This window comes from Streptomyces sp. HPF1205 (genome assembly GCF_020400825.1).
Lineage (GTDB): Bacteria > Actinomycetota > Actinomycetes > Streptomycetales > Streptomycetaceae > Actinacidiphila.
Genome location: NZ_JAINVH010000003.1, coordinates 168,168 through 182,370, shown reverse-complemented (window position 1 = coordinate 182,370; position 14,203 = coordinate 168,168). Strand labels below are relative to the sequence as shown.

Annotated in this window: 12 protein-coding genes and 1 tRNA gene; 10 read left to right on the top strand and 3 right to left on the bottom strand. The window is 68.2% G+C overall.

The features are described from left to right. Positions 1-65: 65 nt before the first annotated feature. Together K7G61_RS04860 and K7G61_RS04855 are read right to left on the bottom strand one after the other, a co-directional pair. Positions 66-1,379 carry an MFS transporter gene (locus K7G61_RS04860; protein WP_374204055.1) on the bottom strand — a complete coding sequence of 438 codons (1,314 nt, stop codon included), beginning with the start codon at positions 1,377-1,379 and terminating at the stop codon, positions 66-68. A gap of 206 nt (positions 1,380-1,585) precedes the next feature. Next, entirely contained in the window at positions 1,586-3,079 is a 1,494-nt protein-coding gene (locus K7G61_RS04855; RefSeq protein ID WP_225845570.1) for a potassium/proton antiporter, read from the bottom strand. Positions 3,080-3,257: 178 nt separating this feature from the next. Here K7G61_RS04855 and K7G61_RS04850 point away from each other — a divergent pair, with 178 nt between their 5' ends. Further along, a complete protein-coding gene (locus tag K7G61_RS04850) occupies positions 3,258-5,975 on the top strand; it encodes a penicillin acylase family protein (RefSeq protein ID WP_225845331.1) in 2,718 nt (905 codons plus the stop codon). 36 nt (positions 5,976-6,011) lie between these two features. On the opposite strand, the gene K7G61_RS04845 is transcribed toward K7G61_RS04850, so the two are convergent. Beyond that, positions 6,012-6,605 (bottom strand): 5-formyltetrahydrofolate cyclo-ligase, encoded by a 594-nt coding sequence (locus tag K7G61_RS04845; protein WP_225845330.1) that lies wholly within the window; start codon positions 6,603-6,605, stop codon positions 6,012-6,014. Positions 6,606-6,686: 81 nt separating this feature from the next. On the opposite strand from K7G61_RS04845, the gene K7G61_RS04840 reads away from it, so the two are divergent. The 9 genes from K7G61_RS04840 (at position 6,687) to ribA (ending at position 14,179) form a co-directional block, all read left to right on the top strand. Beyond that, positions 6,687-7,595 (top strand): UTP--glucose-1-phosphate uridylyltransferase, encoded by a 909-nt coding sequence (locus tag K7G61_RS04840; protein WP_225845329.1) that lies wholly within the window; start codon positions 6,687-6,689, stop codon positions 7,593-7,595. Beyond that, a complete protein-coding gene (glp, locus tag K7G61_RS04835) occupies positions 7,592-8,917 on the top strand; it encodes a gephyrin-like molybdotransferase Glp (protein ID WP_225845328.1) in 1,326 nt (441 codons plus the stop codon). Before K7G61_RS04840 ends, glp begins: the two co-directional genes overlap by 4 nt. Before the next feature lie 88 nt (positions 8,918-9,005). Then, complete coding sequence (gene moaC / locus K7G61_RS04830) at positions 9,006-9,488, top strand: cyclic pyranopterin monophosphate synthase MoaC (RefSeq protein ID WP_225845327.1); 483 nt, start codon at positions 9,006-9,008, stop codon at positions 9,486-9,488. Then, positions 9,485-10,099, top strand: a complete 615-nt coding sequence (locus K7G61_RS04825) for a molybdenum cofactor biosynthesis protein B (RefSeq protein WP_225845326.1) — start codon at positions 9,485-9,487, stop codon at positions 10,097-10,099. The genes moaC and K7G61_RS04825 overlap by 4 nt, the downstream gene beginning before the upstream one ends. Beyond that, positions 10,096-10,713 carry a GNAT family N-acetyltransferase gene (locus K7G61_RS04820; protein WP_225845568.1) on the top strand — a complete coding sequence of 206 codons (618 nt, stop codon included), beginning with the start codon at positions 10,096-10,098 and terminating at the stop codon, positions 10,711-10,713. The genes K7G61_RS04825 and K7G61_RS04820 overlap by 4 nt, the downstream gene beginning before the upstream one ends. A 123-nt stretch (positions 10,714-10,836) precedes the next feature. Beyond that, positions 10,837-11,928, top strand: coding sequence for a hypothetical protein (locus K7G61_RS04815; RefSeq protein ID WP_225845325.1), 1,092 nt, complete (start codon positions 10,837-10,839; stop codon positions 11,926-11,928). Between the two features lie 82 nt (positions 11,929-12,010). Continuing rightward, a tRNA-Ala gene (locus K7G61_RS04810) sits at positions 12,011-12,084 on the top strand. 391 nt (positions 12,085-12,475) lie between these two features. Further along, the gene (locus tag K7G61_RS04805) at positions 12,476-13,333 is read left to right on the top strand and encodes a bifunctional 5,10-methylenetetrahydrofolate dehydrogenase/5,10-methenyltetrahydrofolate cyclohydrolase (protein WP_225845567.1); all 858 of its coding nucleotides are present in this window, start codon (positions 12,476-12,478) and stop codon (positions 13,331-13,333) included. 210 nt (positions 13,334-13,543) lie between these two features. Beyond that, on the top strand, positions 13,544-14,179 hold the full coding sequence (gene ribA / locus K7G61_RS04800) for a GTP cyclohydrolase II (RefSeq protein WP_225845324.1): 636 nt from the start codon (positions 13,544-13,546) through the stop codon (positions 14,177-14,179). Positions 14,180-14,203: the final 24 nt, after the last annotated feature.

Sequence of the window (14,203 nt, the reverse complement as noted above, 5' to 3'; positions counted from 1 at the left end):
TGCTCCTCCTGGCACTCTCACTCATTGAGTGCTAACGACGCTCCATAGTGCAGTATTTCCCGCCGTCAGTCCACCGTGACGGCGGGAGGGTGACCGACCACACCTGTCCCCGCCGTCCCCGCCGCGGGCGACACCAAGTGCCTCCGCAGCAAGGACAGCCAGGTCAAAGCCAACGCCGTCCCGGCCAACGGCACCGCAAAACCAGCGTGGAATCCCGCCCGGTCGATGAGCGCGCCTGCGGTTGTGACCGCCGCAGCCTGACCGAACGCGACTGCACCCGTCAGCCAGGTGAATGCCTCCGTTCGGATGGCGGCGGGCACCAGGGTGTCGATGAGCGTGTAACCGGTGATCAGGGCGGGAGCGATGCACAGGCCCACGACCAGACCCAGCGCCGCGAGTGACGGAACGGTGCGCATGGCCCACAACGGCGCGCAGGCAAGCGTCAGGGCCGCGTACGCGCCAAGGAGTCGCCCTTGCGGCCGTCGACGCCATCCGACAGCGCCGTACACTGCGCCGGCGACCATGTTGCCGGCGGCAAAGGCGCCGTACAGCACACCGTTGATGCCCGGCCGGCCGATCGCGTGAGTGAAGGCCGTCAGCGAGACCTGCAGCCCGCCGAACACGGCTCCGATGCCCAGGAAGGCCACGACCAGGGCGCGCACCCCAGGAACCGAAAGAGCACTGGAACGCACGGCGTCCGTGCGAGGCGCGCGGAGGGACGGGGCCGGTGCGCCGCCGCGCCGGGCCGCGAAAAGGATGCCACCCATCAGAGTGAGCGCACCCTCGGTGATCATGCCTGCTGCCGGATGTAGGCCCGCGCACAGCGCAGTGGCGAGTACCGGGCCGATCACGAAGGTGAACTCGTCGGTCACCGATTCGAAGGCCGCCGCCGTGGTCATCAGGGACGGGCGTTCTTCCTGCAGCGCCACTACCCAGCGGGAGCGCACCATCGGCCCGATCTGCGACACGGTTGCGCCCGTGGGCACGGCAGCGACGAGCAGCGCCCACGCTGGCGCGTGGGTCACCCCCAGCGTGACCAGTACGGCGACGGATACCGCATGCAGCACAACTCCGGGGACCAACACCGCGCGCTGCCCAAATCTGTCGGCAAGGCGTCCGGCCCGCGGCGCACACAAAGCCATCGACACGCCGGTTACGGCCGCGACCGTACCCGCCGTGCCGTAAGAACCAGTGGTGTTCTCGACCAGCAGCACCAGGCTGATGGTGAGCATCGCGAACGGCAACCGGGCGAGGAAGCCGGGCAGCAGGAACGCCCACACACCGGGCGTGGTCAGCAGTTGCCGATAGCCGGCCTTCGGCGCAAGGGTGACGGCTCGGGGATCGGTGGACGACGAAGCGGTCGGCACCTCGGTTGCCACGAAATGAACTTTCTGCCGCCTGGTAGCGCGTGACGGGCGGGCACGGACATGCCGTACGCCTTTGCGCCGAGGGCCGTCCGCTCAGCGCGGGAAACCGCGCCGGCCCTGCGTCAGGCAGAGGTTGTACTCGACAATTACTGGACCAGCATACGAAACCGTGCACGCGGATGAGCGCCCGGGCGTCTGCACCTCGTCCGGCAAGCGGGTCACTGCTCTCCCAGCCAACCGGCGAGCTTTCCACCGCGGCCCACCGCCCGCAGCCTGTCCTCGGCCGCGTCCCGTACCGGGTCGGTGGCCACGACCAGCAGTTCGTCACCTCGCCGCAGGACGGTTGTCGGCGACGGCACAAAACTGGACCCCTCGCGGACCACAAGAGTGACGGCCGAGCCCGCAGGCATGCGTAGCTCGTTGATCTCGACGCCGTGCATACGCGAGCCGTCGGGAATTGTCACAGACAACAGGTGACCCTGCAGCCGCTCCAAAGGCGCCGACTCGATGCCGAGGTCGGCCGCGTCGCCCAGTCCGGCCTCGCCGAGCCGTAGGGAGCGGGCCAGCCAGGGGAGTGTCGGACCCTGCACCAATGTGTAGAAGATCACGAGTACGAAAACGATATTGAAGATCCGCTTGTTGTCAGCTGTCCCCGACACCATGGGAATCGTCGCGAGCACGATCGGCACGGCTCCCCGCAGTCCCGCCCACGACATGAGCGCCTGGTCGCGCCAAGGCGTGCGGAAGGGCGTGAGGCTGAGCACAACCGACGCCGGACGTGCCACGAAGGTGAGGAACAGGCCGATGACAATCGCGGGCACGATGTCGTCGCCCAGTTCGTGCGGAGTGACCAGCAGGCCCAGGAGCACGAACAGGCCAATCTGCGCGATCCAGCCCAGCCCCTCGGCGAAGCCGCGCGTGGCGGGCCGGTGCGGGAGTTTGGCGTTGCCCAGGACGAGCGAGGCGAGATAGACGGCAAGGAAGCCGGAACCGTGCGCCAGGGCGCCGACCGCATATGCGGCGACCGCGATCGCCAGCACGGCAATCGGATAGAGACCTGACGCCGGTAGCGCCACCCGCTTGAGGCCATAGGCGCCGATCCAACCCACCGCAACGCCGAGCGCGGCGCCGATAGCCAGTTCCACGGCCATCTCGCCGATCAGTCTGTACCACTGGTGGACCGGGCCTGTGGTGGCGAAGGCGGCCACGAGGATGATCACTGGGGCGTCGTTGAACCCCGACTCCGCCTCCAGGACGCCGGTCACCCGTTTGGGAAGCGAAACGTTTCGCAGTACGGAGAACACCGCCGCTGCGTCCGTGGACGACACCACGGCGCCGATGATGAGCGACGGACGCCACTCCAGTCCCACCAGCCAATGCGCGGCCGCGGCGGTAACGAACACACTCGCCAGCAGCCCCACAGTGGACAGTACGGCCGCGGCCGGCACCACTGGCTTGATCTCGTGCCACTTGGTGCCGAGGCCACCGTCGGCCAGGATCACCACAAGTGCCGCGTATCCCAGCACCTCGGTGAGTTGCGCGTCGTCGAAGGTGAAGCCGAACAGGCCGTCCTGTCCAATCACCACACCGATGGCGAGGTAGATCAACAGGGTGGGCAGTCCGCTGCGCGAGGCCAGACGTACGGCGACGACGGCCACCAGCAACACAGCGGCGCCGATCAGGAGGATCTCGTTGAGGTGGTGGACTGTCAGGGCGCGGTCCTTTCAACTTCGTTTCCTTGTCTAATATTTTACCCTCCCTTGACGTTGCTTGGTCCACCTCGCAGCCAGGGGAAGCCGCGTCCGACGCACCTGGCGACTGCGCCTAAGGTTGCCCTTGCACAACGAGCACCTGGATCACCGGTCCGCCCTGCCCCCTCGAAGGACAGCGATGCCCGCACGGAAGAAGTCCCGCCGCGTACGCCTCATCGTGATCACGATCGTGCTGCTGCTGGTGGGAGGTCTCGGCTACGGGTCGTACTGGAGCGTCAGCACCGTACGGGCGTCCTTCCCGCAGACCTCGGGCTCATTGAAGCTCAAGGGGCTGCAGGGGCCGGTCGACGTCAAGCGTGACGCCAACGGCATCCCGCAGATCTACGCGGACACGCCGGAGGACCTCTTCCGCGCCCAGGGATTCGTCCAGGCGCAGGATCGCTTCTACGAGATGGACGTGCGCCGCCACCTCACCTCCGGCCGACTGTCGGAGATGTTCGGCAAGGGCCAGGTGGAGACCGACGCCTTCCTGCGCACGCTCGACTGGCACGGCGTCGCGCAGCAGGAGTACGACCACCTGCTGGACCCGACGACCAAGCGGTACCTCCAGGCGTACACCGCCGGCGTCAACGCCTATCTGCAGGACCACAGCGGCGCGGCCCTCTCGCTGGAGTACGCCGCCTTGTCGTTCCGCAACAACTACAAGCCGGAGCTGTGGACACCGGTCGACTCGGTCGCCTGGCTCAAGGCGATGGCGTGGGACCTGCGCGGCAACATGCAGGACGAGATCGACCGTTCCCTGATGACCAGCCGCCTCAGCCAGGCGCAGATCAAGCAGCTGTACCCGGCGTATCCGTACAGCCGGCACCGTCCGATCGTCGACGCCGGGTCCGTCGATCCGAGTACGAGGACGTACCGGCCGGCCGGATCCAGCGCGCCGCAGGGCCTGAGCAGCGCGGTGAACAGCCAGCTGGCGGGAATCTCCCGGATCGTCGACCAGGTGCCCGCACTCCTCGGTCCGAACGGCAGTGGCATCGGTTCCAACGCCTGGGTGGTGTCCGGCAAGTACACGACCACCCACAAGCCGTTGCTGGCCAACGACCCCCACCTGGCGCCGGAGCTTCCTTCGATCTGGTACCAGATGGGTTTGCACTGTCGTACGGTCGGCGCCGCGTGTCCGTACGACGTCGCCGGCTACACCTTCTCCGGAATGCCGGGTGTGATAATCGGCCACAACCAGGACATCGCCTGGGGCATGACCAACCTGGGCGCCGACGTCACCGACCTGTACCTCGAGAAGGTGACCGCCAACACCTACCTGTACGACGGCAAGCAGGTCCCCTTCACCACTCGCCAGGAGACCATAAAGGTGGCGGGCGGCAAGCCCCGTACCATCACCGTTCGCGAGACCGCCCACGACGGTCCGATCATCTCCGACCGCGACGACCAGATCCGCGAGGTCGGGCAGACGGCACCGGTGACCGATGCGCCGGGTGGCGTCAACAGTGGTTACGCCGTCGCCCTGAAGTGGACGGCACTCACCCCTTCGAAGACGATGGACTCCGTCTTCGCACTCGACCGGGCCCAGGACTTCCGCGAGTTCCGATCGGCCGCCGCCGACTTCGCCGTACCGTCACAGAACCTCGTCTACGCCGACACCAAGGGCAACATCGGCTACCAGGCGCCCGGTCAGATCCCGATCCGCGCCAAGGGCGTCGACGGCGCCTATCCAGTGCCTGGGTGGGACTCGCACTACACCTGGACCAAGTACATCCCGTTCAAGGCGATGCCGTACGAGTACAACCCCAAGCGCGGCTACATCGTCACAGCGAACCAGGCGGTCATCGACCAGAGCAAGTACCCGTACCTCCTGACCAGCGACTGGGGATACGGCACCCGCAGCCAGCGGATCAACGACCTCATCCAGTCGAAGATCCAGGACAACGGCAAGATCTCCATGGACGACATGCAGTCGATGCAGAACGACGACAGCAGCGAGATCGCCAAGCTCCTGGTGCCCTATCTGCTGAAAGTCGACGTAAGGAACGACAAGGGCGACTACGTACGTCACGCACAACAGCTACTCGAAGGATGGGACTACAACCAGGACTCGGACTCGGCGGCAGCCGCATACTTCAACGCGGTCTGGCGCAATGTGCTCAAACTCGCCTTCGGCAACAAACTGCCCAAGGAGCTCAGGCCCAAGGGTCAATGCCTGCGGGTGCCGCCCGCGGGCCAGACCGGTCCCGTGGACAACCTGGACGGCAGCAGCGGCACAGTGCGCGAATGCGGAGAGCGCGACCCCGACGAGGCCCAGCCGGACGGCAGTGATCGCTGGTTCGAGGTTGTGCGCAAGATCCTCCCCGACGCGAACAACCCGTGGTGGACACTGTCCACCACCGCCTTCTTCAGCGGCGATCCCGGCAAGGCGCACCACAGCACCCGCGACCAGTTGCTCGAGCAGGCCATGAAGGACGCCCGCTACGAGCTGACGGCCAAGCTCGGCAAGGACATCAACACCTGGAGCTGGGGCAGGCTGCACAAGCTGACGCTGAAGAACCAGACCCTGGGGACAGACGGCCCCGGCATCGTCAAATGGATGCTCAACCGCGGTTCCTGGCAGCTCAGCGGCGGCGAGGCGGCCGTCGACGCCACCGGGTGGGACGCGGCGGGCGGCTACGACGTCGTCTGGGTGCCCTCGATGCGGATGATCGTCAACTTGCAGGACTTCGACAAGTCCCGCTGGATCAACCTCACCGGCGCCTCCGGCCACGCCTACAACGCGCACTACACCGACCAGACCGGCAAATGGGCGGCCGGCGAGCTGCTGCCGTGGTACTTCTCCGACGCCCAGGTGGACAAGGCCGCGAAGCAGAAGATGGCGCTCACTCCTTAGCGGCCCTTAGAGGCGCACCCTAGGCGGCGGATGACGTCAGCGTGGGAAGCGATGTACACCCTCAGGGGTGATCGCGACGTCCACGAGGTGGTCGTGAGGTTCCCTTGGCACGGACCCGACCACCTCGTGCGTGTACAGCAGCAGCATGAGCGGCGGGTGCACACCAGCCACGCGTAGTCGCGCCAGGACCCGGTCGTACGAGCCGCCACCGCGACCCAGCCGGACGCCATGGACATCCACGGCGAGGCCGGGCAGCAGGATTGCGTCGGCCGCGGTGACCGCCTGCGGGCCGAGCCGCGGGCCGGTGGGTTCCAGAAGACCGCGCCGGGTGCGTTCCAGGGCCGCGGGGCCGTCGTACTCGGCCCAGTCGAGGTCGTTGTCGGGCAGGAGGACGGGCAGCAGGACGCGGGTGCCGGCACTCCGCATGGACTCGACGATCTCCTGAGTGCCTGGCTCCGTGCCCATGGAGATGTAGGCGGCAACGGTCCCACCGCTTGCCAGCTCCGGCAGGTCACGTACTCTCTTCCCCAGCGCCCTACCCGCCGCCTTGCGTTCATCGGCGCTCAACCTGCCTCTGGACTCCAGCAGTTGCCGCCGCAATTCCGCCTTCTGTGCCCGTGCTTCGCTCATACCACGCACAATCGTCGCCTATCAGCCATAATCAACCAGTTCTTCATCTTCTGCACATACTCGACGGCTATGGTGCACGGCATGACGCACTCACGTACACGGATCAGCAAGGCCGTCATCCCCGCGGCCGGTCTCGGCACGCGCTTCCTCCCGGCGACGAAGGCGACGCCCAAGGAGATGCTGCCGGTTGTCGACAAGCCGGCGATCCAGTACGTGGTCGAGGAGGCTGTTTCCGCGCGACTGTCGGACGTTCTGATGATCACCGGACGCAACAAGCGCCCCCTCGAGGACCACTTCGACCGCAACTACGAACTGGAGGAGGCACTCACTCGCAAAGGTGACGAGTCGCGTCTTGCCCGCGTGCGCGAATCCAGTGACCTGGCGACCATCCACTACGTACGCCAGGGTGACCCCAGGGGGCTGGGCCACGCTGTCCTCTGCGCCGAACCGCACGTAGGCGACCAGCCCTTCGCCGTTCTCCTGGGTGACGACCTCATCGATCCCCGTGATCCACTGCTCGCCCGCATGATCGACGTGCAGGAGCAACATGGCGGCAGTGTCATCGCCCTCATGGAGGTCGACCCCGCGCAGATCCACATGTACGGATCCGCCGCCATAGTTCCGACCGGCGACCGTGACGTCGTTCGGGTGACTGATCTGGTGGAGAAACCCGACACAGGCCAGGCGCCGTCTTCCTATGCGGTCATCGGCCGGTATGTTCTCGACCCCGCCGTCTTCGAGGTGCTCAAGAAGACCGAGCCCGGCAGGAACGGCGAGATCCAGCTCACCGACGCCCTGCGTGAGCTGTCGGGCCGCGACGTCCACGGTGGGCCTGTGCACGGCGTCGTCTTCAGAGGGCGCCGCTATGACACCGGTGACCGCGGCGACTACCTGCGTGCGATTGTCCGACTGGCATGCGAACGTGATGACCTGGGTCCGGAATTCCGGAGCTGGCTGCGGTCCTACGTCACCGAGGAGATGCAAGAGTGAGCCAGGGCGCCGACCGTGTGTGGTCCGTCACCGAGCACCTGAACAGCGTCTTGGGCCGGCTGGCCCCGCTGGAGCGGATCGAGCTGCAACTGCTTGATGCGCAAGGATGCGTATTGGTCGAGGACGTGACGGTGCCGGTGGCGCTCCCGCCCTTCGAGAACAGCTCCATGGACGGGTACGCGGTGAGGACCGCCGATGTCGCCGCGGCCACCCGGGAGCACCCCGCCGTCCTCGACGTGATCGGCGACGTGGCTGCCGGCGCCGGCGAGCTGCCGACGGTGGGGCCCGGCCAATCTGCCAGGATCATGACAGGCGCCCCTTTGCCGCCGGGGGCCGAGGCGGTCGTGCCCGTCGAGTGGACCGACGGGGGCACTGGCGGCGGCCCGGCCGCCGCCATGGCGCCGCGCGCTTCGGACCCGAGGGGGGCCAGCGGCGAGGTGCGGGTGCACCGGCCCGCGCAGTCCGGACAGTTCGTACGTGCCCGCGGCAGCGACGCGGCCGCCGGCGAACTGGCACTGGCCGCGGGGACCGTGCTGGGTCCCCCGCAGATCGGGCTGCTGGCGGCCATCGGACGAGGCACCGTGGCGGTCCGGCCGCGGCCGCGCGTCGTCGTGCTGTCCACCGGCAGCGAACTCGTACAGCCCGGCGAAGAGCTTCGTCCCGGCAGCATTTACGACTCCAACAGCTTCGCGCTCACGGCCGCGGCGAGAGCGGCCGGTGCCATCGCGTACCGAGTGGGTGCCGTCACCGACGAGGTCGAGACGCTTCGCGCCACGATCGAGGATCAACTCATCCGCGCCGACATGATCGTCACGAGCGGCGGAGTGAGCGTCGGCGCGTACGACGTGGTCAAGGAGGCGCTGTCGACGCTCGGCGGCTCCTTCGGGGACCAGGCGGAGGACAGCGCGGGCTTCGTGGAGTTCCGCAGGCTCGCCATGCAGCCGGGCAAACCACAAGGGTTCGGGCGTATCGGCCCCGACCGTGTCCCGTTGTTCGCGTTGCCGGGCAACCCGGTGAGCGCCTATGTGTCGTTCGAGCTGTTCGTACGACCGGCGATCCGCACACTTATGGGCGCAGCGACCGTTCATCGGGAGGTCGTACGAGCCGTGTGCGTCGTCGGCATCGAGGAGTCACCGTCCGGGAAGCGACAGTACCTCCGCGGGCATTACGATCGTATGACCGGTACGGTCACTCCTGTGGGTGGCTCCGGCTCGCACCTGGTGAAGGCTCTGGCGCACGCCGACGCGTTGATCGTCGTACCGGAAGCCGACACCTCCGTGGCCGCGGGTGCCGAAGTGGACGTGATCCTGCTCGACCAGTGAAGCGCGTGATCCGCGACCCCGTACCGGCCGTCCCGGGGCGGGCACGTGCCGGTACGGTGTCTGCCCAACAGACCGCACCGGGAGAACGATGAGCAGCGCCCAGGACCACCTCACCCACATCGACGAGGCCGGCGCGGCCCGAATGGTCGACGTCTCCGCCAAGGACGTCACCGCGCGCACAGCGCGTGCCACGGGACGCGTCCTCGTGGCACCACGCGTCGTGGAGTTGCTCCGTGGCGCGGGTGTCCCCAAGGGCGATGCTTTGGCCACCGCGCGGATCGCGGGAATCATGGGCGCCAAGCGCACCTCGGAGCTGATCCCGCTGTGTCATCCGCTGGCTCTGTCGGGCGTCACCGTCGACTTGGCGGTGGCCGATGACGCCGTCGAGATCGCTGCCACCGTGAAGACCACCGACCGCACCGGGGTGGAGATGGAGGCGCTGACCGCGGTGAGCGTCGCCGCGCTCGCTGTGGTGGACATGGTGAAGGCGCTCGACAAGGGTGCGGTCATCACCGATGTCCGGGTCGAAGCGAAGACCGGCGGTCAGTCCGGCGACTGGCGCCGGTCATGAACGGCCGGCCGCGCACGATGCGGGCGCTGGCGGTCACCGCCTCCAATCGCGCGGCCGCCGGAGTCTACGAGGACCGGGGTGGGCCACTGATCGTCGCCGCGCTGCGAGAGCTCGGGTTCGAGGTTGACGGGCCCCGAGTCGTGCCTGACGGCGACCCCGTCGGGCAGGTGCTGCGAGAGGCGGTCGAGGCGGCATACGACCTCGTGGTCACCACCGGCGGCACCGGCATCTCGCCGACCGACCGGACCCCGGAGGTCACCCGCGAGGTGCTGGATTACGAGGTACCCGGGATCGCGGAGGCGATCCGCGCGGCAGGGCGTCAGAAGGTGGCGACCGCTGTGCTGTCCCGTGGCGTCGCGGGGGTGAGTGGACGCACTCTTGTGGTTAACCTTCCCGGTTCCACCGGAGGAGTGAAGGACGGCCTGGCCGTACTCTCGCCTCTGGTTGCGCACGCCATCGATCAGATCCGCGGGGGAGATCACCCGAACGAAGAAGCGGGCGATCAGCAGGCTGACCACCCGCACAATCACCCGGAAGAGCGAGCGGACGATCGCACGACCGATCATCCGACGAAGCACCATCCGAATTCCGTCACGGGGAGACCGAGCTGAACGGGTCCTGGCCGGCTGAGCTGGTGGACGGTGACATCACCCTCCGCCCGATCCGGATGCGCGATCAGCGCGCCTGGCGCGAGGTCAACCGCCGCAACCGCGAGTGGTTGCGCCCCTGGGAGGCGACCGTGCCTCCCGCACCGCCCGGGCATGTGGCGCAGCGTCCCACCTACCGGCAAATGGTCCGGCATCTGCGCCGGGAGGCCGGCGCGGGCCGCATGCTGCCGTTCGTGATCGAGTACCAGGGGCGGCTGGCGGGTCAACTCACCGTTGCGGGAATCACCTGGGGCTCCATGTGCTCCGCGCACATCGGTTACTGGGTCGACGAGGCGGTGGCCGGCCGCGGGGTGATGCCGACTTCCGTCGCACTCGCCGTCGACCACTGCTTCCGCCGAGTGGGCCTGCACCGCGTCGAGGTGTGCATTCGCCCCGAGAACGGCCCCAGCCGCCGGGTGGTGGAAAAACTGGGCTTCCGCGAAGAAGGGTTGCGGCCGCGTTATCTGCATATCGACGGCGGCTGGCGCGACCACCTGGTCTACGCGCTGACGGCCGAGGAGGTGCCGGAGGGCCTGCTGCACCGCTGGCACCAGGCTCGTGCCCAGCGCACCACCTGAATAAAACTATTGTTCGAAATACGGCCTGTGGTCGCACAAAATTCTCGGCATATCAGCCGGATCGTGCGACACACCGGGCCAAATTCCGTATGGCGTGTCTCGATCACCCCTACCGTGTACCGGGTGAGCAGTAGCGGCCTCATCTACGCAGTCATCGTCGGGGCCTGGGCTGCCTACTTGGTGCCGATGTGGCTCCGTAGGCAGGACGAGCTCAACGAAGCGCGTCCGACGGAACGCTTCAGCACCGCCATCCGGCTCCTGTCCGGGCGGGCGGCGATGGAGCGGCGTGTCGCGAAAGCGCGAGGCGAGAGCGTCGAGCCCGATGCCGACATCACAGCCGAGGACGACATCGACCTGGCCGGGGCCGTGGACGTCCGCAGCCTTGCCGTCCCCGTGACCGAGGTACGGCACCCCCTCGCACGCCCCGCTCATGCCCCGGCGGCGACTCCCGCGATGGGGGGCGGGAACGGGAACGGGAACACGAAAACGCCCGTTCCCAGCCCTCGCGCCAAGCTCCTCGCGCGCCGCCGCCGTACCACTACGCTGCTCTTCCTCGCCTTCACCATCGGCGCCATTGCCGCGGCCGTCGGCGGGGTCGCGCTGCTGTGGGCGCCTGCCGTCCCCGCGGTTCTGCTCACCCTTTACATCGGCCAGATGCGACGGCAAGAGCGGCGTCGTTACGAGGTCCGGCTCGATCAGCGGCGCGCGGCCGAGGCCGCGCGCCGGCTACGCGCCCGCTCCGAGGCGGCGGCGCCCGCTCCGGAGAGCGCGCCCAGGGAGCGTGAGCGCCCGGCGACCGAGCCCGTCGTAACACCCCCTGCTGCGAGTTCCCCGCCCGCGCCCTCGCCGCGTACTGCCGACCGCCGCGCCCTCGTGGAGCAGACGGATCACGCCGAGTGGGTGGACCAGCAGCGTGCGCAGCAGTCGGCGGACGACGGCTGGGACCCCGTCCCCGTACCGCTGCCCACGTACGTCACGGCGCCCGTCGCCCCTCGCAACCCCGGAAGCCTCGACCTGGGTGCCCCTGACACCTGGAGTTCCGCGCGCTCCGGTACGACCCCGACCGAGCCGCCCGCCCCCCGCCGGGAGGCCTCCGAGCGCGGTTCCGAACGGCACGCCGACCAGCAACCGCCCGCACGGCGCCCCCGGGGGGCGCGCACGCCCCTCTTCGACCAGTACGCCGACCCGGACCGCCCCCGCGCCGCCAACGAGTGATCGAGTGGTCACTCCTCAGGTGGCCGCCGCTATAGCGTTCACGACCACCCGCACCAGGATGCTAGAGTTTCCCTCGTTGCAAGGGCCTGTGGCGCAGTCCGGTAGCGCACCTCGTTCGCATCGAGGGGGTCAGGGGTTCGAATCCCCTCAGGTCCACCGCAAGCAGTACATATTGAGGCTGTCTTCCACTCGGCTTGGGGACGGTTGGCAAGATCCCGCCGATCATCGTGATCGGACGGGATCTTTGTCGTTTCCGGGTGACTCCCGGCACAGGATGCACCGGGCGGCGGTGGCGGCCCGGACTCGTAGGGGCGATCGACGCCCTGGACGCGGTCGCGCAGCCCCGTTGGCAAGTTGCCCGGCAGACATGGGTCCTGACGGTGCTTTCGGCCAGGGGCAGTCGGCGATCCCGGGTGCCTGCTCTCGCCACTAGAGTGCGGGGTGGGTCGTGACTGGCGCTGAGGTGGAGCACCACCGGGGAGCGGCCTGGCGGGGACCGCCGATGCCGTGTGCCTGGGCGAGTGATCGACGACGCCTGGGAGGCATCATGTCCCCGACACGGACGGCACAGCTCATGGACGGTGCGGCTCTCGCCCGGCGCATCGGCGAGGAAACCGCCGCAAAGGCTGCGGATCTCACCCGACGCACAGGCGTCGTTCCCTGCCTGGCCACCGTTCTGGTGGGTGAGGATCCGGCGTCGGTCACGTACGTACGCATGAAGCAGGCGCGCAGCGCGAAGGCGGGCATCGCGTCCCGGCACGTCGGTCTGCCCGCCGCCACCACTACCGCTGAACTGGTGGAAGCGATCACCACGCTGTCCCGCGACCCCCGGGTTCACGGCATCCTCCTGCAGCATCCCGTCGGCCCGCACGTCGACGAGCGGGCGGCATTCGAAGCCATTGCGCCGGAGAAGGGCGTCGACGGCGTCACCACTCACTCGTTCGCCGCCATGGGCTTCGGACTGCCCGGTTTCGTGTCGTGCACCCCCGGCGGCATCATGCGGCTGCTCGACGAGTACGGCGTCGGGCTCGCCGGTAAGCACGCGGTCGTGGTCGGGCGCAGCGCGATCCTGGGCAAGCCGGCCGGAATGCTCCTGCTGGGCAGGGACGCGACGGTGACGTACTGCCACTCCCGGACCGCCGACCTGGCGGCGATCGTACGGGAGGCGGACATCGTGGTGGCGGCCGTGGGGCGGCCGCGGCTGATTCGGGGCGACGCCGTCAAGCCGGGCGCGGTGGTGATCGACGCCGGCTACAACGAAGGCAATGTCGGTGACGTCGACTTCGACGCCGCTCGTACCCGCGCACGGCTCATCACGCCCGTCCCCGGCGGTGTCGGGCCGATGACGATCGCCGTCCTGCTCGAACAGACGGTGGATGCCGCCGCCCGGCAACTCCGCCAGTGATCGTGGTCGCGAGCGTCCCGTCGGGACGTCGACGGCGCGGGTCCCAGCCGCGGGCGGTCAGGGTGCGGCTTCACTCGATCGGGTGCCTGGTTCGCCGTGAGCGAATCCGGCTGAGCTGCTCGTGTGACGTGACGCACATCGTCGCCTGGCCGGAAATACTTCCATCCCTGTATGAGCTTGAGGTTTCAAGATCTTACGAGGGGGTCACCCATGACGGTTGACGCGATTACGGCTCCCGCTGCCGCCGGTATCCGTACGAAGGTGCGTGTCCCGCTGAGGTTCCCCGATGGTTGGGGGACGACGGCCGACGTGTTCACGTTCACCGGGCTGGTGGACGGCAAGGAGCACCTGGCGCTCGGACTCGGCGACTATGCGGGGGCCGACGTGCCGTTGGTCAGGCCGCACTCCGAGTGCATGACGGGTGACGTCTTCGGGTCGGAGCGCTGCGACTGCGGGCCGCAGTTGCGGGAGGCGGTGGAGCGCATCAGTGAGCAGGGCGGCTATCTGCTCTACCTGCGCCAGGAGGGCCGCGGCATAGGCCTGTACGCGAAGCTCGACGCCTATGCGCTGCAGGACGAGGGCTTGGACACCTATGAGGCGAACCGCGCCCTGGGGCGCGGCGAGGACGAGCGCGACTACACCGCCGCCGCTCAGATGCTCGCCGTACTCGGTGCCGACCGGATCGACCTCCTCAGCAACAACCCCGACAAGGCGCGTCAACTCGCCGCCCTTGGCGTCACCATCGCCGAGCGGGTCCCCACTGGTGTCCACATGTCGACTGCCAACGTCCGTTACCTGCGTGCCAAGGTGGAGCACACCGGCCACTCACTGGCGCTACCTGCCTGAGCCGGAGAGTTGCGGCCCGGGGTC

Bases quoted from the DNA above. Each gene is read 5' to 3' on its own strand.
- moaC (WP_225845327.1), top strand. From the start codon at position 9,006: ATGAGCAGCGCCCAGGACCACCTCACCCACATCGACGAGGCCGGCGCG.
- K7G61_RS04825 (WP_225845326.1), top strand. From the start codon at position 9,485: ATGAACGGCCGGCCGCGCACGATGCGGGCGCTGGCGGTCACCGCCTCC.
- ribA (WP_225845324.1), top strand. From the start codon at position 13,544: ATGACGGTTGACGCGATTACGGCTCCCGCTGCCGCCGGTATCCGTACG.
- K7G61_RS04850 (WP_225845331.1), top strand. From the start codon at position 3,258: ATGCCCGCACGGAAGAAGTCCCGCCGCGTACGCCTCATCGTGATCACG.
- K7G61_RS04845 (WP_225845330.1), bottom strand. From the start codon at position 6,605: ATGAGCGAAGCACGGGCACAGAAGGCGGAATTGCGGCGGCAACTGCTG.
- K7G61_RS04805 (WP_225845567.1), top strand. From the start codon at position 12,476: ATGTCCCCGACACGGACGGCACAGCTCATGGACGGTGCGGCTCTCGCC.
- K7G61_RS04840 (WP_225845329.1), top strand. From the start codon at position 6,687: ATGACGCACTCACGTACACGGATCAGCAAGGCCGTCATCCCCGCGGCC.